We start from the raw sequence: 16,644 nt of genomic DNA on the forward strand, positions 1-16,644 counted from the left end.
CACCAGACCCAGGACGGTTCAGTAGAACCTGGCGTGCGGCCCGGTCGGTTATGGCCGTACCACAGGTCGTTGACCCTTTCGATCAAACGCTCATGCACGACCAGGGCGAGTTGACGACGGGCGCCCGCTCACTGTCTCAGGCACTTCTCGCGGTCGCCCGCAGCGACAATCCCTGGTCGAAGGGGCCCCACTCTAAGTCGGGTTCGGCGTTCAGGCCATCGTCCTCGGAGCCGCGGGACAGGGTGTCGATCTTGATGATCGCTGGGCTGGGGGCGTCGACCAGGTACACCATGATGTCGCCGGCAGCATACGTTCGTGGGGTCAGCCAGACGAGATCGTCAACATCCGGGTCGTCGTCGTCGCCAGGGAAGAAGCTATTTACGGCTTGCCGCCACGGCTGAAGCAGGCATAACTGCACTCGTCGGCCGTCCGCATTGCCGGTGCCGGCGACCCGTGGGGTTCTCCTGCGGGCTACGATTCGGCCCATTCAGCGAATTCCTTCCACGAGATCGGAATACGCTTCTGCCCGTGCTTGGGTCGCCACTGCAGATTGCCCTCAGAAACGTAAAGGGTGCCGAGAGTTCTCCCGTCGATCGCGACATCGAACTCGAAGTCGATGCCAGCAACGCGCACCCTACTGGCGCTGAATCGCACGTCGTGATCAGCCACGATGATCCTCCCAACAACGGCACAGTCTGGTGTCGATCCCTCTCGCGAACGTAGCGAACGACCATGTCTCGGGCAATGATCTGCCCGGAACCGATGCCAGCTCACCGGGCCAGCGATCGCCGGTTGCTTCCAGACCTGACCAGACCCCCCGGGGCGGATTGCTCATGTAAAAGGAGTGCGGTGAGGGCTGTCAGCGGCCGAACAGTGCTCGTTCGATCACATCCGGGGTGGTGTCGAAGTCGTGGGCCCACTCCGCAGCCAAATCAAGGTAACGGCCGTACATGTCAGCCGGGCCGTCGATCTCCCACTCTTCGGTGGTCACTCGACGCAGACTGTCTACAACCCTGCTGTCATAGATCAGTGGGCGGCCTGTCAACGCATTGGCGTCGTACCCGCCGAAGTAGAGGAACTTGGTGAAGAAGCCCGCCGCCAGTCCGGTGATTTTCAACCGGTTGCGCCCGCTGAGGGCTTTGTAGGCGCTGACCGGCCCCTCGGTCCGCACGACAGCCAGAGCCTTGGCGAGCTTCTCCGCGGCGTCGGGCTGGCTGAGGGGACGCAGCGCCCGCACCATCGTCAGGCCCGGACTCGTACCCCACACCACACACGCCACGTGCAGTTGCGCCGCTACGATCGGCGACCCGTCCTGCACCGCTCGGGCTGCGACCTCAAAGACATCGCGGCGCGAAACCACTCGATAGCGACCACTGCCCGCCGACACACTGTCGAGCTCGTCAGGCCACATCGCAGCATCCGGCAAGCGTGCGCGCACCGCAGCCGGATCGAACCGAATTGACTGGCCCAAGACCCATTCGCGATCGGGAACAGAACCGTCGGGAAACAAGGTAGTCAACGCGATCGGCATTCCTTCACGCTACCGGCAGATAACCGGAGGTACGCGAACGATGTGTGACATAAGGTCACTTCACCCTTCGCGCGCCGTCGGTGGCGGCGGACTAGGTTTGGATGGCGTTGAGATAGCCGTGATCATGTAGTCGGTCGGGACCGGGTCACTCAGCAAGTCGTGTGACCCCCTTCCGTGAAAGTGAGAGTCACCGTGCAGCCAGACAACCCCGATGCCGTGTTCGTTGACGACAGCGGAGACACCGCCGGCCGGGCATTGATGACCATCGTCTCCGCGCAGCACGAAGAACTGGTGATCCTGACCGTCCAAGGCAGCATCGACGTTCTCACCGCACCACAACTGTCCGAGGAGGTGACGAACGCGCTGCACGGACAACCACGAGGCCTGATCATCGATCTGACCACCACCGACTTCCTGGCCTCGGCCGGCATGGCCGCACTCGTCGCCGCCCACGAGGCGATCGCACCGACCGGACTGTTCGGAGTCGTGGCCGCCGCACCCGCAACGTCGCGGCCGCTGACGCTCATGGGCCTGGACCAGACAATCGTCCTCTACCCCACCCTCGCCCACGCCGTCACCGCCATGACCAGACCCACCGGAATGAGCGGCAGCCCGACTGGGTAAACACGACGGCGTGGACTCATCACAGCACCTCGATGGCGACTCCACCGGTGACTTCGAACGATCGGTCGAGGCCACCGCCGAGGCCGCCCACAGACTGCGCGAACTGTTCACCGTGTGGGTGACAGCAACCGTCGAGGCCGACACCGAACGCCGCGCCGACATCGTCTTGGCCGTCTACGAAGCGATTGCCAACGCCACCGAACACGCCTACAAAGACGCTCGAGAGCCAGGCGCGGTCACCGTGCGCAGCCGCCGCCGCCCCAGCGGCACCCTCGAAATCACTGTCACCGACACCGGCACCTGGGACCTCAGCCCCGCACAGCGCTTCCGCGGCCGCGGACTCGCACTCATCACTGCGCTCAGCGACACCCATGCGCTTACCACCGGACCCGACGGCACCACCGTCACCATGTGCTGGCAGCCGACGCCCGTCCTGACGACATGATATCTAGTATCAGATTTCGAAACTACCTGCGGCAGAATCGAATTAGACGATACTCGCCCGGCAGCACTCACGTGCGGTCTTTCCAGCGCTCGTTGGCTGATTGTCGGGTCATGCCGGTCGCCGCGCCGATGTCGGCCCACGAGCGACCCAGCCGGCGGGCCTTGGCCACCGCGGCGTCGAGCAGTGCGTCGGCGTCCCTGCGGGCCTCCACGGCCGCCCGGATCTCGTCGTCGATGTCGATCGAATCGAGATGCTCACGCCGCCACAATGCTTGGGCGGCCGCCGCGACATCGGGCCGCACGTTGACGTCGAGGTCGATGTCGGGGGCGAACACCTGGTGGCGGGCCAGGTCCTCGAGGGACGCTGAGGGCACCCGCGTCCACTGGACGGGATCGGTCCAGGTCGACACATCAGAGCTGGTTCGCCGGGCGCAATTGCAGGACAACAGCCAGCCGACGATCTCGGCCGACGGCCGCCGACGATCCTCGTCCGGGTGCCGGCCGGTCCCGACGATCTCGTAGTCAACGCCGTCGACCATGGTCGACCCGTGGCTCTCGGCCCCGTCCTCGAAGAACGGCACCAACGCCGCCTCGTGCAAGTGCGTGGCGCTCTCGTGTACCCAGCCCATGCCGATAGGGTAGACCCGCTGTGTCAGGATAACCAGACACAAGAGTCGGGTCGCGTCAGGAGTACCTGACATAACGCAACATTATCGGCGTTAACATGACGGAAGTATCAGTAGCTGCGGTTACTGCCGTTTACCTGCGATAATTCCGCGGGTGTGGCGCGACGGTGAGGTCGTCCTGCTCCGCGCTGAGGACCTGGCGGCTATTCGGGGCGGGCGATGGGTTTGTCGTCCTGATTAGGTGGTGTCGAAGTCGACCTCGACTCGGAACACGTCGGCTCGAAGCCAGGAGATCGTGAGTTCCACGGGGCGGTGGTTGCGTGCGGCGGCATCGGTGCGGGACCGGATAGAGATGACCGGTGGGCGGCCGCTCAGTTCGAGGTGCTCGGCGACGTGGGGTGGCGCGGGGTCGATGGAGACGCCGAACCATCCGCGCTCGGGTTCCAGTTTGTAGTGGGTGGCCAGGGTGTCGTGCAATGAGTCGGCTGGGCCGAGGATCTGGGGTAGGTCGGGGACGAGTTGGGGGTCGAGGTAGGTGTCTGCGTAGCCGACGAGCTCGTGGTTGATGTATCGGTTCCGGGAGAGTGCGAGCAGTTGTCTGCGTGCTCCGACTTTCATGCGGCCACGGATCTCGGTTGGGGGGGTCTCGAGTCGCCATCCGGTGGTGCGAACGTCTGGGGTGAATCCGGCTTTGCGGACGCTTGCGCTCCAGGACGGTGGGATGTGTCGACTGATGGTGTAGTCGATGCGTTGGGACACGAAGGTGCCGCTGCCCTGTCGGCGGCGCACCAGGTAGCGCCTCTCCAGCTCGGTCAGTACTGCTCGGGCGGTGAGCGGGCTGACGCCCAGGATGCGGGCTAGTTCGTCTTCTGAGGGGAGCCGAGTGCCGACGGGCTGGTTGGCAATTGTCTCGGCGAGCGCGTCGGCGGCGGAAAGGTACACCGGTACCCGAGGACTGGTTTTGGTGGGTGCGGCGTCGCTGATGGGCGTGATCATACTGCGGGAACGGAGGAGGTCGACGGTTTCCGCGGGTCGTTGACGGCTCCGTCGGGCATTTTGCCTGCGAGTGATTGCAGGATGGATCTCGCCGCGTGTTCCTCGATCGCCAAGCGTGCCGTCGCGACCGCAGATCCGAGGTGCGGGGTGAAGAGGGTATGGCTCGTCAGTTCCATCAGGTCCGGGTGCAGGCCGCTGGGGCGGTCGGGTCGGGAGAGGTCCTCGAACTCGAACACGTCTGCGGCATATCCGCCGAGGTGTCCGCTGCGCAGGAGCTCGGCCACTGCGCCTTCGTTCACCACTGAGCCTCGTCCGACGTTGACCAGCAGCGCTCCGGGTCGCATCGATGTCATCGCCTCGTGGTCGAGCAGGTGCAGTGTGTCCGCCGTCAGGGGGGCGCAGACCACCACGGAGTCGCTGTGCTGCAGAAGCTCGGCGAGTTCCACCCGTTCCATACCGATCGACGCCGCGGTTGCGGACGGCACCGGATCGGGGTCGTGGTAGAGAAGTCGGGGATTGAATCCGGAGAGCATTTGCGCCACGGCCCGGCCGAGTACGCCGGCGCCCACGATGCCAATCGTGGAGCCGACGAGTGTGCGTCCGTAGAGCACCGGCCGCCAGCCGCGGAAACCGGCTCGCACGGTGCGGTCACCGGTCGCGACGTGTCGAGCGAGGCCGATCAGCAGCCCGACTGCCAATTCCGCGGTGGGTTCGGTGAGTAAGTCCTCGACTCGGGTGAGCCAGATGCCGCGCTCGGTGCAGGCGCGAACGTCGATGTTGTCGTAGCCCTTGAGTGCGCCGGCGACCACCTGCAGTCGCGGGCAACCGTCGAGGAACTGCGCGGTGATCTGGTCGGGCATGAACGCCATCAGCCCGTCGGCGTGTGCCACTCGGCGTTTCAGTTCGGATGCCGGGAGGCTGTCGTCTTGCTGGTTCGGCACCACGTCGCACTCGCGGCCGAGCATGTCGAGGATCTGGGGATGCACCCGGTGGGTGAGAACGACCACCGGGCGCGCGGACGCGTTTGTCATTGGAACCTTCTTCGTAATGCTCCGCCGAGGGCGTCGACCACGGTGACGGTGGCGAGGATGACGAGCAGGATTGCGGAGACTTCCTGGTACTGGAGGGTGCGGAGGGCGGCGATCAGCTCGAATCCGATGCCGCCGGCGCCGACGACGCCGACGACTACCGAGGCGCGGAAGTTGAGCTCCCACCGGTAGACGGTGACGTCGGCCATTTGGGGCAGCACCTGCGGCAGGATGCCGTGCAGGATCACTTGTGCCCGGGTGGCTCCGGCGGCGCGGGCGACCTCGACGGATGCTTGATCGGCGCGTTCGATCGAGTCGGCGAAGAACTTTCCGACCATGCCGGCGGAGTGGATACCCAGCGCCAGTGCGCCGGGAAGGGCGCCGAAGCCGACGGCGGCGACGAACACGATCGCCATGATCAGCTCGGGCACCGATCGCAGGGTGTTGAGGACCAGGCGCGCGACCGCGTAGACGGTGGGGTGCGGGGAGGTGTTACGGGCCCCGAGCAGCGCGAGTGGGACCGACAGCAGGACCGCCAGTGCGGTGGCCGCGATACTCATCGACATCGAATCCCACAGTGGGCCCCACCACCGGTTGATGTGGGTGAAGTCCGGGGGCCACATGTCGCCCAGGAGGTCGGCGATGTCGGCCAGCCCGGTGATCATCCGTTCGCCGTCGAGTAGTCCCACCGCCCAGACGCACACCAGCACCAGGACGCCGACGACGCCCATGGCGGCGCTGTTGCGCCCCCAGCCAATCCACACCCGACGGGAGATGTCCCGGTACTGTTCTTCCCGCCGTTCCTCGACGGGGTCCGGCAAAGTGTCGGCGGTCACTGGTAGTCCGCCAGGTCGATGTCCAGCAGGGGCGCGAGGTCGCGCACCGCGTCGTAGTCTTTATCGGTCACAGGTCCGAAACCGGCGGCCTCGAACGCCTCGAGCACGGCGTCGTCGTCGAGTTCTAAAAACGCCGCCCGCACCTTGTCCTTGAAGTCCTCGGGCAGATTCGTCTGCATAGTCCACGGGTAGTTGTAGTAGGGCTCGGACTCCTGGACGGTCACGACCACCTCAGGGTCAATGGTCCCGTCTCGGACCATGCGCTCGTAGATGGGCAGGCTCATGCCGCCCGCGTCGGCGTTGCCGTTCTGCACTGCCAGCGCCACCGCGTCGTGGGCGCCGACGTGCTGTTCTTCGTAGTCGCCGTCGTCGACGCGCAGGTCCGCTTCCTCGGCGAGCATGGCCTTGGGTATCAGGTGGCTGGAGGTGCTGGCCGGGTCTCCCCACGCGACGGTCTTGCCAGCGACGTCGTCGAGTGTGGTGATGCCGGAGTCGGCATTGGCGAGAAACACCCCTTGGTAGGTGGGGGCAGCGCCTTCTTCCTCCTGCAGCGCGGCGAAGGGCTCGATGTCGGCCTGCTCCTGGGCGAGCACGTAGGACAATGGCCCGAAGTAGGCCAGGTCCAACCGGCCGCGGGTCATCGCCTCGATCATCGAGGAGTAGTCGGTGGTGACGATGAGTTCGACCTCGACGCCCAACTCGTCCTCTAGGTATTCCTTGAGCGGTTCGTTGTCCTGGATCACTTGAGACGCGTTCTCGTCGGGCAGCAGGGCCACGCGGAGGGTCTCAGGCACCTCGCCGGCGGCAGGCTCGGAGGTGGAGCCGGAGCCGCAGCCGGTGAGAACAAGCGCGAAAGAGATCAGCGCCGCCAGGGCGGCAACTGTGGAACGGGCTGGTCTGGTCATTGTGAAGAACTCCAGGATCTGGTGAATGTGATTCGGGTGATGCGAACAGCTTCCGGTCAGCGGACACCAGCAGCGAGGTGGCCGGTGACAGTACTGGTGACGGCGTCGCCGTCGGATTCCCCGTTGGGTTCCTCAGTGACGCCTTCGTAGATGAGTCGGATGGCGTCATCGGTGACATCGGACGCGGGGCTGTCATGCACGATCTCGCCGTGTGCGAGGCCGACGATGCGGTCGGCGTGCTCAAGGGCCAGGTCGACCTGGTGGAGGCTGGCGACGAGTGTGATGCCGTTGTCGTGACAGACACGGCGCAACAGCGCCATCACTCGGCCTGCGGTGGCCGGGTCGAGGCTGGCAACCGGTTCGTCGGCGAGGATCAGCTGCGGCTGTTGGGCGAGTGCGCGGGCGATGCCGACGCGCTGCTGCATGCCGCCGCTGAGATTGTCGACCCGGGTGAGCGCGTTGTCGAGCAGACCCACCTGGTCGAGCGCCTCGAGGGCGATGCGCTCGTCGGCGCGACCAGCGGGCAGGAGACCGTGCCAGAAACTGTGGTAGCCGACTCGGCCGAGCAGCACGTTGCGCAGCGCGGTGTACCGCGGGACCAAATGGTGGTGCTGGAAAACCATGCCAGTGCGCCGGCGATGCCGTCGTAATGCACGGCGCGAGTCCAGTGCCGGGAGACCGGCGGCACGCACAGTCCCGGTGGTGGGCTGCACGAGCAAATTTATGCACCGCAGCAGCGTCGACTTGCCGGCTCCCGAAGGACCGAGCAGCACGGTCACCTGCCCGGCCTCGATCGTCAGGTCGGTTCGGCGCAGCGCCTGCACGCCCCCCTTGTAGGTCTTGCTCACCTCGACGAGCTCGATCATGGAAACCCCTCTATAGGACTTGGTCGAACACCCCGAAACCTATAGAGGACTTACGAACGGGCGATTAGGGTTGAGAGAACGGTGAGTGAACCCCGTCCGACCATCCGATGCCGGTGAACGGCCGATGGCTTCCGCGTTCATGCGACGGCCATAGGGCCCTGTCAGAATGTGTCGTCATGACCTTTGGGAACTCGTGTTGGACGCCGACAGATTTTGTGATCGGCCACGTCACAGCGGTGCTGCCCCATCGGGTGGTGGATAACGCAAGAGTGGTGGTGCGCGAGGGTCGGATCGCCGAGGTGGGCCCACACCCGCCGGGTGCCGGCTGCACCCTGGACGCCCACGGCGCCCACTTGCTGCCGGGCCTGGTCGATGTCCACACCGACATCCTCGCGCGGGAGACCCGGCCGCGACCGGGCGTCGTCCTAGACCCTGCCTTCGCACTGATGTCGGCGGGCGGCCGTCTACGCGCGGCAGGTATCACGACCGCCTTCCATGGCCTTGCGTTCCAGGAGCGCTCCATCGTGGGAACGACGATCGGTTCCCCCGCTGCGGCAGAATTGTCCGATTCGCTGCGTCACGCTGACGACACCCAGGTCGACCACCAAGTCTTGCACCGGTTGGACGCCCGCTGCGAGTACGGCCGGACGCTGCTCGCAACGGAGCTGGCCGCATTCGACGACTCCGCGGATTCTGAAACGCGTCGGAGCATCACCACACCGAATGATCCCCCACACGCACGGGTACCGATCGTCTCTCACGAGGACCACACACCGGGGCAGGGGCAGTTCGCCGACCCCACGACCATGCAGCGGTGGCTGATCACCAACGAGGGCATGGCCGAGGCTGCTGCGGTCGACCACGTCGACCGGTGGCGTTGCACCCGCGCCGAACGTCTCGCCGTGCGCGACCGCACCCTCACGTGGCTGGGCGACCTGGCCCGGACCGGACACATCCGGCTCTTCGGCCACGACCTGGCCACCCCGGAAGACGTCGCGGCTGCCGCCGACCGCGGCTGCACCGTGGCGGAGTTCCCAACGACCCTGGACGCCGCCCGTGCCGCCCGCGACCGAGGCATGCTCGTCGTTGCTGGCGCCCCGAACGTCGTCCGTGGCGGCTCCCACACCGGGAACGTCTCGGCAGCCGAGCTCGTCGTCGCCGGTGTGGCCGACTCCCTGGCCAGCGACTACCTTCCCTCCTCGATGCTCCCAGCCGCAGTGCGACTTGTGCGCGACGGTGTCCTCTCACTCCCGCACGCCGTGCGGCTGATCACCTCAGGCCCGGCCGCCTGTGTCGGTCTCAACGACCGTGGCGTGCTGACCGAAGGCTTCCGAGCCGACCTGGTCCTGACCGACCTCAGCAAGACGTGGCCCGTCGCCCACGTCATTTCGACTCAGTCGCATACCGCTGCCCGCGAGTAGCTCGGATTCAGCGGCAGTAGGCCACGAGGACTGTCACCGCTTCGGCTGTCTCACACCAGTCCGACGGAGGTGAGCACCGATGACCTGATGCAACTCCCCGCCTGACCGCAAGCGAAGGATCAGAAACGAGTTACACCACCACACGGGGCTTGACCGGACTCTCGACTGACCACGGCGTCGAGGGGAGCGAACCTTCCTCGGACGTCACACCGAAAATGACCGCACACGCAGTCCGCGCTGTCAGCGGCAATCGGTCGCCCACTGACCAGCAAGCATGACGGAATATGACATTATCGGCGGAAGTGGACTACTGGACCATGAAGGGTCCAGCTAGCGGGTCTTGAAGGTCATATGTTCCTGCCCTAACGGAAGCGCCAGCGGTTTCTAGTCGATACTTGAGATCGAGCCGACTGTCCCACTTTCCGTCGAGCTTGATCCAGTTGAACCCGGCGATATCTGAAATTTCCCTGGACGGCCCGCTCTTGACAAATATCGTGCGCTCGGGGGCCATGGCGAATGACATTCCAGCTTCCAGAAGTACGTTCGGTCGAGCTTGACCTTGAGGGGTTCGATCCGGATCTCCGGTCTCGGAGAATTCGTCCTTAACTCGGGCGAGGTCGTCTGGGGAGAAAATTACGATCGTGGCTGAGGCATGCAGCATTCCGGCACGGACAATATCGTAAGTGTGCGGTTGGGGTTCCCCGGTCAGTTTTACTGCCTCTGACCACGAGATGTCATGAAGCCCCAGAAACAATAGATATGTTCTAAGGGCAACAAGCGGACGTGCGTCTCGGCCGTGAACTATAAATATCTTGGCGGGATCTCTATTCTCAATTGGCGTGTCAGGGGACTGTATGGCTGTAACCGGCTTAGAGACTGCGGAGCGCTCATTTTCAAGGGCGCCGTTGGATGCACGAAGGTCGTCAACGTCCCGACCATCTGGCAGGGTGTACCCGCTCTCGGTGAGCGATATGCCTCGAGGGTCCAGTACGCGCTTGCGCAAGTTGGCGTATGAAGGATTGCTGTCGGATGTGTCAGCGTAGCTGTTTTCTACGTATAGGAAGTTTAGAAGCTCAATAAGGAGTAGATCAGTGTTCGGACCGTTAAAGATGTGCTGCACTATCTTGTTGCTTCGTTCTCCTTTATTTCCCTCGGTTGTAATGCCAAGTGGCCCCTCGAACGTGTCAATTCCAGAATGGGTTGTGCCCTCGCTTAGGCTGGAAGCGAAGTAGCGGGAATCGGCGCGTTTAAATGTCGCGGAAGGCATCGAGCGATGTTACCGCAGTGGGAGGGGTGAGGCAGGCAGGTGATCCGGCCGTGAACGGGCAACGTCCTGGTGGGGTACACCCGTGCGGGACGATGCGCCGCCGGCAGTCGCTGCTGTGTCACAGGGTCTAGTTTGATACTTATGAAACGTTCTCCCGGGGGGTCTAGGATCTATTGATACAGATTCCGGGCGAAAGGGTCCCCTCATGGCTGATCGGATCGGGACGTTGCTGAATCGTTCGGGTGGCGAGGAGGTGCTCATCGTCAGCCGCGGGAAGGTGCGGACTCGGTTCCGTCGTCGGGATGAGTTGGGTTGGAACTTTCGGGTGGAGTCGACGGACTCGGAGAACGTCATCGAGGTAACGCCAAAGCCGAAGCCAGATCCGAAGCCGGCTCGCCGATCTTCGCATGCGCGTGGGCAGCGGGTGGCGTACGTGCGGGTGTCAGCCGCGGATCAGAACGAGGCGCGTCAGCTCGAGGCGGTGGGGGAGTGCGACCGGGTCTATATCGAGAAACAGTCGGCACGCTCGCGCGCTGATCGCGTAAAGCTCGAAGAGTGCATCAGGTATCTGCGGGACGGTGATGAGCTGGTTGTCGCGTCGATGGACCGACTCGCTCGTTCCCTGGTTGATCTCAAGCAGATCGTCGGCGAGGTCACCGCGAAGGGTGCGAGTGTGCGGTTCGTCCACGAGCGGGCCACCTACGCTGCCGGTGCCCAGGATCCTCGAGCCGACCTGATGCTCTCGCTGCTCGGGGCGTTCGCAGAGTTCGAGCGGGCCATCATTCGCGAACGCCAGGCCGAGGGTATCGCCATCGCCAAGGCGAAGGGCAAGTACAAGGGACGCAAACGCGTCCTGACTGAGGAGCAGATCGACAAGGCCCTTGCCCGTATCGAGGCGGGGGAGGGGCCGTCAGCTATCGCCCGGGATCTCGGGGTGGGTCGATCCACGCTCTACCGCGCACTCCAGCGAGTAAGGAAGTAGGCGCCGCCGACACGTCGCGTTAGCCCGCCCACTGCGCGACGAAGCTGGTGCGACACCCTTACATGACACCGAAGTCGTAGCCCTTGCGTCGAGATGCCGCGTTCGGAGATCCCCGCTACGGCATGGACGACGAGGGTTCGAGCACGCGTCAGTGAGTTCCGGTTGGAATGAGCTCCACCGTCTCGTTCGGCGCGACCTAGTGCGCGCCCGGGTGACCACCACTCGCCAGTGAGACCGCCGCGAAACGTCCGTAGACCACCGCCACCGCCACTTACCCGCGAAAGTCACAATCACAACCCTGCATAGCCACAGGATTTCACGCCAGCCACCACACCGGGCTCCTGCCACGAGGATTGTGCAGCAGTCTCCTAGTAAGCGGGGTGGTCCAGCTCGTCGAGCACGCGCTGGGCGATGCGGTAGGCCGCGTTGGCATCGGGCACGCCGCAGTAGATCGCCGTCTGGAGCAGCAACTCTTTGATCTCGTCGTTGGTCAGCCCATTGGTACGCGCGGCCCGCACGTGCATGGCCAGCTCCTCGTGATGGCCGCGGGCCACCAGGGCGGTCAGCGTGATGAGTGAGCGGCTGCGCCGGTCAAGACCCGGACGCGTCCACACCGACCCCCAGGCGTACTGGGTGATGAAATCCTGGAAGTCGGCGGTCAGATCGGTGATCGCCGCGGTCGCGCGGTCGACATGGGCGTCGCCCAGGACCGCCCGGCGCACCGCCATGCCGGCGTCGCGCACCCCGGCGACGGTCGTGGGAGCGGCAACCGCCTGCCCCGCGTTCGCGTGATCGCGGATGAGTTGGCCGACCTCGGACGGTTGCTCGGCCGGGGGCAGGTGCGCGACGCCGTCGAGGACGACGAGCCGCCCGTTCCGGACTCCGGAGGCGATAGCCGCGAGATCGGCCGGCGGAGTGGGGACGTCGAGCAGACCCGACACCGCCAGCACTCGCGGTTCGATCTCGCCGAGGCGGTCACGGACGTCGAAGCCCGCCAGCGCCTCGCACACCAGCGCATAGCCCTCGTCGTCGGCGTCCCGCAGGTCGTGCAGCAGGGCTGCGCCGATCTCCGGCTCCCGCTCCAGGAATCCGGGTGCGAACCAACGCTGGGCCGACCCTTCGATCATCGACGGGGTGCCCGACGCGCGCACGGACGTGGCCCGTGTCCGCCAGGCATCCGGCTCGCCGATCCGTGCGCCCGTCGACAGCAGGACAGCGGAGTCGATGCGCGCGGGTGCGTCCAGCAGCAGCTGCAGCCCGACGGCGCCTCCCACCGAGTCGCCCGCGTAGGTGAAAGTGCTGGCGAACGTGTCGCGCTGGGCCACCACGTCGTCGACCATCTCGAGGACACCGGCGGCCAGCTCGGCCATCGTGAACGGCTCGGCCGAACCGACATTGGATCCGTGCCCGGGCAGGTCCCACGCGAGGACCTCGAAGCGATCGGTGAGGCCGGCGGCGCAGCGCGCCCACAGTGACTGAGCCGACGTGCCCAACGAGGGCCCGAGGACGAGCAGGGGCATGGCGGGTGAACCGCCGAGCTGGACGGCTGTGATGCGAGGGACGGTCACTCGTTCTCCTCCAAGAAGGTCTGGGCCCGCTCCACGGCGCCCACGATGAGGTCCTCGGAGAACCCGCGGTAGGTGGTCGGGTCGGAATCGGCGGTCTTGTCCAGCAGCCCGGCGATCGTGCGGCGCTCGGCCAGCACGCTGTCGGTCGACCGGTCGAGCGTCGCGCGCATGCGCTCGGCGTCCACGTGCAGACCTTGCAGCAGCTCGGTGGTCTGGGACGCGGCGACGACGCTGCGTCGACCGAGCATGTGCAGGGTCGACCACTCGACGTGCCACGCGCCGTCCGGGCGCTGGTCGCCCGCGGTGGCGGAGGCGAGGTGCATCGTCGCGGCCAGAGCGGGGGCTCCCAGGGCTGCGCGGCGCACCAGTACGGAAAGAATCGGGTTGTTCTTGTGCGGCATCGTCGACGAGCCACCGCGGCCCTCGGCCGTCGGCTCGGCCAGCTCGCCGATCTCGGTCCGCGCCAGCGTCGCGACATCGGTCGCGACGTGTCCCCAGGCGTCCGTGCACGAGACCAGCGCGTCGGACGTCCGGGTGACCGTCGCCCGCGAGGTGTGCCACGGGCGGAGTTCCCGTAGCCCCAGGGCCGCGGCGGTGCTGGCGACCAGGTCGGCGCTGGTCCCCTGGGGATCCTCGTGCCCCCGCAGGTTCGCCAGCTCGGTGGCCGCCGACAGAGTGCCGACCGCCCCGCCGAGCTGCACCGGCAGGAGGGAGCGGGCGTCCTGGACCAGATCGGCGGCGTCGACCAGGCCGTCGAGCCAGCCTGCGGCGACGGCGCCGAACGTCGTGGGGACGGCGTGCTGGGTCAGGGTGCGACCGACCATCGGCGTGTCGGCGTGCTGCGCGGCGAGGCGTGAGAGCGCGGTCACCTGGGCGCGCAGCTCGTCGATCAGGCGATCGAGCGCATCGCGCAGCGCGAGCATGAGGGCGGTATCGAGGACGTCCTGGCTGGTGAGCCCGCGGTGCAGCCAGGTGGCGGCGGGCTGCGGCGCCCGCGAGCGGAGCAGGCCGACGAGCGGGACGACGGGGTTGCCGCTGCCCTCGGCTGCCGCCGCGATGTGCGGCAGGTCGTCGACGGTGACGAGCGGGGCGAGGTCGGTGGCGGCGGCGGACGGCGCGAGCCCGGAGGCCACGAGAGCGTCCAGCCACGCGGACTCCACCCTGACCATGGCGGCGAGCAACGCCTCAGCACTCATCAGGTCGCCGGCGCGCTCGTCGCCGGGCCAGAACAGGTCGGTCATGGCGTTCAGTGTGCCGCCCCGTGGCCCGGGAACGTCAGGAAGACGGTCTCGCCCTGGCCCTGCAGACGGATGTCGAACGCATGTCCCTGCGCATCGGCCTCCGCGACCAGCGTCGCGCGACGGTCCGGCTCGAGGCTGCTGAGAAGGGGGTCCGCAGCGAGGGCGGCCTCGTGTCCCGGCAGATATGCGCGTGTGAAGAGCCGATCGAGCAGGCCACGCGCGAACACCGTGAGCGCGAAGAACGGTGCGCCCCCGTCGACCCCACCCGGCGCGATCGTCGAGAACGAGTAGTGGCCGGCGTTGTCGGTCGACGACCGGCCCCAGCCCGTGAACGTCCAACCGTCGCGGCGCAACGAGCCCGGCTGCTGGACGATCGCGCCGGACGCGTCCGCCTGCCAGAGCTCGACCAGCGCGTCGGGGACCGGCGCACCAGAACCGTCGAGCACGCGGCCGTGGAACCGGATCGCACCCGGGCTGCTCGCAGGCACCAGTTCGGAGTCGCCGTCATAGGGGAGTGCGTAGTGGAAGAACGGGCCCACCGTCTGGCCGGGCGTGGGGTGCAGGCGGGGGCTCATGCGTGGTCCTTGTCGTCGTTGTTCTCGGTCCAGGTGCGGTGGGCTCCGGTGAGCACGATGTCCCACCGGTAGCCGGTCGACCACTCGGGTCGCGTCAGGTCATGGTCGTAGCGGGCGACGAGGCGGTCACGGGAGCCCTGGTCGGTGATCGACTGGTAGATCGGGTCCAGCGCGAACAGGGGATCGCCCGGGAAGTACATCTGCGTGACGATGCGCTGCGTGAACTCGGTGCCAAACAGGGAGAAGTGCACGTGGGCGGGACGCCACGCATTGCGGTGGTTCCGCCACGGGTACGGACCCGGTTTGATCGTCTGGAATGAGTAGCTACCGTCCGCACCGGTCAGGCACCGCCCGGCGCCGGTGAAGTTCGGGTCGAGCGGCGCAGGGTGCTGATCACGCTGGTGGATGTAGCGTCCTCCGGCGTTGGCCTGCCAGATCTCGACCAGCTGGCCCGCGACCGGGCGTCCGTCGCCGTCCACGACCCGGCCGGAGATCGTGATGCGCTCGCCGATCGGCTCGCCCGAGCGCTGAATCGTCAGATCGGCCTCGAGTGGATCGACGTCCCGGTGGCTGAAGCACGGAGACCACAACTCGACGCCTTCCGGATCGACCTGGTGCAGATCCTTGGTCGGATGCCGCAGGAGGCTGCTGCGGTACGGGGAGTAGTCGAGGCGGGGCCTGATAGCGGACGGGTCGGTGCCGGCGGACAGGTCGGCGATCTCGGCGCTGATCTCGGCTTGGGTCGATAGGTCAGGAGTGCTCACCAGCCCGACGGTAGGTGGCCGGGGCGTACGCTTCGAGCTATATCGTTCACTGAGTGAAAGAGGGCGACGATGGCCGGCAACACCTCCGACCCGGGAGCCAGTGTCGCCTCGCGCCTGCTGACCGTTCTCGGCGCCTTTGACGATGAGCACCGGGCGATGACGCTGAGCCAGATTGCGCGTCGGGCGGGTCTACCGCTGCCGACCACTCACCGATTGGTGGCCGAACTGGCCACCTGGGGCGGCTTGGTGCGGCGGCCGACCGGCGAGTACGTGGTGGGTCGCCGGATCTGGGAGCTCGCACTACTGGCGCCGACCCAGACCGGCCTGCGCCAGATCGCTGAGCCGTTCCTCCACGACGTGTACGGCGCGACGCTGGCCACCGTGCACCTCGCGGTGCGCGAGGGCGCCGAGGTGTTGTACCTCGACCGGCTGTCCGGCACGGCGTCCGTCCCGATCGTCAGCACCGTCGGCTCCCGACTGCCGCTGCACTGCACGGCGGTTGGGAAGGTGCTGCTCGCGCACGCGCCCGACGACGTGCTCGCCGAGACGCTCGGCTCGTTGACCCGGATGACGCCGTTCACGGTGACCCAGCCCGGGCTCCTGCGACAGCAGCTGGCTCGGGTGCGGCGCCATGGGTATGCGACAACGGTCGAGGAGATGTCCCTCGGGGCGTGCTCGGTGGCCGTCCCCGTGCTTCGAGACACCGCGGTCGTCGCATCCCTGGGTCTTGTGGTTCCCCGCTTGACGAGGGACAGGACCCGCCTCGCCGGAGTCCTCCAGGCCGCGGCGTTCGGTATCGGCCGGGAACTGGCGTCAGGCGGGTGATGGGAAGGAGATCTGACGCGGGCTAGAGGGACACAGGGGCCGACGCTGACCCATCTAGACCGATGTCCGGCGAAGTCGTACTTGAGGCATGAGAATTCAAAAAATCGAACCCCACGGAATCCGGGGCACACCAATGTGCCCATCA

General features: G+C 66.3%; 19 protein-coding genes. 5 read left to right on the forward strand and 14 right to left on the reverse strand.

Features of this window, described 5'->3' with window-relative positions; all coding sequences use genetic code 11:
• Positions 1-136: 136 nt before the first annotated feature.
• From AMD30_RS16890 to AMD30_RS16900, 3 genes are all read right to left on the reverse strand, one after another.
• Entirely contained in the window at positions 137-487 is a 351-nt protein-coding gene (locus AMD30_RS16890; protein WP_223258969.1) for a hypothetical protein, read from the reverse strand.
• Entirely contained in the window at positions 472-669 is a 198-nt protein-coding gene (locus tag AMD30_RS16895; RefSeq protein WP_055476435.1) for a hypothetical protein, read from the reverse strand. Before AMD30_RS16895 ends, AMD30_RS16890 begins: the two co-directional genes overlap by 16 nt.
• Before the next feature lie 190 nt (positions 670-859).
• Positions 860-1,531 carry an 8-oxoguanine DNA glycosylase OGG fold protein gene (locus AMD30_RS16900; protein ID WP_055476436.1) on the reverse strand — a complete coding sequence of 224 codons (672 nt, stop codon included), beginning with the start codon at positions 1,529-1,531 and terminating at the stop codon, positions 860-862.
• A gap of 192 nt (positions 1,532-1,723) precedes the next feature.
• Here AMD30_RS16900 and AMD30_RS16905 point away from each other — a divergent pair, with 192 nt between their 5' ends.
• The gene (locus AMD30_RS16905) at positions 1,724-2,155 is read left to right on the forward strand and encodes an STAS domain-containing protein (RefSeq protein ID WP_055476437.1); all 432 of its coding nucleotides are present in this window, start codon (positions 1,724-1,726) and stop codon (positions 2,153-2,155) included.
• 10 nt (positions 2,156-2,165) lie between these two features.
• Positions 2,166-2,600: an ATP-binding protein gene (locus tag AMD30_RS16910; RefSeq protein WP_055476438.1), complete on the forward strand. Its 435-nt coding sequence runs from the start codon at positions 2,166-2,168 to the stop codon at positions 2,598-2,600.
• A gap of 67 nt (positions 2,601-2,667) precedes the next feature.
• Here the strand turns inward: AMD30_RS16910 and AMD30_RS25285 are convergent, their stop codons facing one another.
• The 6 genes from AMD30_RS25285 to phnC form a co-directional block, all read right to left on the reverse strand.
• Entirely contained in the window at positions 2,668-3,228 is a 561-nt protein-coding gene (locus AMD30_RS25285; protein WP_171011585.1) for a hypothetical protein, read from the reverse strand.
• Positions 3,229-3,462: 234 nt separating this feature from the next.
• Positions 3,463-4,221, reverse strand: coding sequence for a GntR family transcriptional regulator (locus AMD30_RS16920; RefSeq protein WP_055476439.1), 759 nt, complete (start codon positions 4,219-4,221; stop codon positions 3,463-3,465).
• Positions 4,218-5,252, reverse strand: coding sequence for a phosphonate dehydrogenase (locus AMD30_RS16925; protein WP_055476440.1), 1,035 nt, complete (start codon positions 5,250-5,252; stop codon positions 4,218-4,220). The genes AMD30_RS16920 and AMD30_RS16925 overlap by 4 nt, the downstream gene beginning before the upstream one ends.
• A complete protein-coding gene (phnE, locus tag AMD30_RS16930; protein ID WP_055476441.1) occupies positions 5,249-6,085 on the reverse strand; it encodes a phosphonate ABC transporter, permease protein PhnE in 837 nt (278 codons plus the stop codon). Before phnE ends, AMD30_RS16925 begins: the two co-directional genes overlap by 4 nt.
• Positions 6,082-6,990, reverse strand: a complete 909-nt coding sequence (gene phnD / locus AMD30_RS16935; protein ID WP_055476442.1) for a phosphate/phosphite/phosphonate ABC transporter substrate-binding protein — start codon at positions 6,988-6,990, stop codon at positions 6,082-6,084. Before phnD ends, phnE begins: the two co-directional genes overlap by 4 nt.
• A 56-nt stretch (positions 6,991-7,046) precedes the next feature.
• The gene (gene phnC / locus AMD30_RS16940) at positions 7,047-7,856 is read right to left on the reverse strand and encodes a phosphonate ABC transporter ATP-binding protein (RefSeq protein WP_055476443.1); all 810 of its coding nucleotides are present in this window, start codon (positions 7,854-7,856) and stop codon (positions 7,047-7,049) included.
• Between the two features lie 176 nt (positions 7,857-8,032).
• Between phnC and AMD30_RS16945 the strand changes: the two genes are divergently transcribed.
• Positions 8,033-9,277 (forward strand): alpha-D-ribose 1-methylphosphonate 5-triphosphate diphosphatase, encoded by a 1,245-nt coding sequence (locus AMD30_RS16945; protein ID WP_055476444.1) that lies wholly within the window; start codon positions 8,033-8,035, stop codon positions 9,275-9,277.
• A 307-nt stretch (positions 9,278-9,584) separates the two neighbouring features.
• On the opposite strand, the gene AMD30_RS24685 is transcribed toward AMD30_RS16945, so the two are convergent.
• On the reverse strand, positions 9,585-10,544 hold the full coding sequence (locus AMD30_RS24685; RefSeq protein WP_083229418.1) for a TIR domain-containing protein: 960 nt from the start codon (positions 10,542-10,544) through the stop codon (positions 9,585-9,587).
• Between the two features lie 205 nt (positions 10,545-10,749).
• On the opposite strand from AMD30_RS24685, the gene AMD30_RS24690 reads away from it, so the two are divergent.
• Positions 10,750-11,526: a recombinase family protein gene (locus tag AMD30_RS24690; RefSeq protein WP_020171242.1), complete on the forward strand. Its 777-nt coding sequence runs from the start codon at positions 10,750-10,752 to the stop codon at positions 11,524-11,526.
• Between the two features lie 368 nt (positions 11,527-11,894).
• On the opposite strand, the gene pcaDC is transcribed toward AMD30_RS24690, so the two are convergent.
• The 4 genes from pcaDC to pcaH are packed head-to-tail and all read right to left on the reverse strand — an operon-like array spanning position 11,895 to position 15,674.
• Positions 11,895-13,094: a bifunctional 3-oxoadipate enol-lactonase/4-carboxymuconolactone decarboxylase PcaDC gene (gene pcaDC, locus AMD30_RS16955; RefSeq protein WP_016895384.1), complete on the reverse strand. Its 1,200-nt coding sequence runs from the start codon at positions 13,092-13,094 to the stop codon at positions 11,895-11,897.
• Complete coding sequence (locus AMD30_RS16960) at positions 13,091-14,335, reverse strand: lyase family protein (RefSeq protein ID WP_016895385.1); 1,245 nt, start codon at positions 14,333-14,335, stop codon at positions 13,091-13,093. The genes pcaDC and AMD30_RS16960 overlap by 4 nt, the downstream gene beginning before the upstream one ends.
• Positions 14,336-14,340: 5 nt before the next feature.
• Positions 14,341-14,910: a protocatechuate 3,4-dioxygenase subunit alpha gene (gene pcaG / locus AMD30_RS16965; RefSeq protein WP_006898355.1), complete on the reverse strand. Its 570-nt coding sequence runs from the start codon at positions 14,908-14,910 to the stop codon at positions 14,341-14,343.
• Positions 14,907-15,674: a protocatechuate 3,4-dioxygenase subunit beta gene (gene pcaH / locus AMD30_RS16970; protein WP_006898356.1), complete on the reverse strand. Its 768-nt coding sequence runs from the start codon at positions 15,672-15,674 to the stop codon at positions 14,907-14,909. The genes pcaG and pcaH overlap by 4 nt, the downstream gene beginning before the upstream one ends.
• Positions 15,675-15,743: 69 nt before the next feature.
• On the opposite strand from pcaH, the gene AMD30_RS16975 reads away from it, so the two are divergent.
• A complete protein-coding gene (locus AMD30_RS16975) occupies positions 15,744-16,499 on the forward strand; it encodes an IclR family transcriptional regulator (protein ID WP_016895386.1) in 756 nt (251 codons plus the stop codon).
• The last annotated feature ends 145 nt before the right edge of the window (positions 16,500-16,644 follow it).

This window comes from Gordonia sp. HS-NH1 (genome assembly GCF_001418765.1).
GTDB lineage: Bacteria > Actinomycetota > Actinomycetes > Mycobacteriales > Mycobacteriaceae > Gordonia.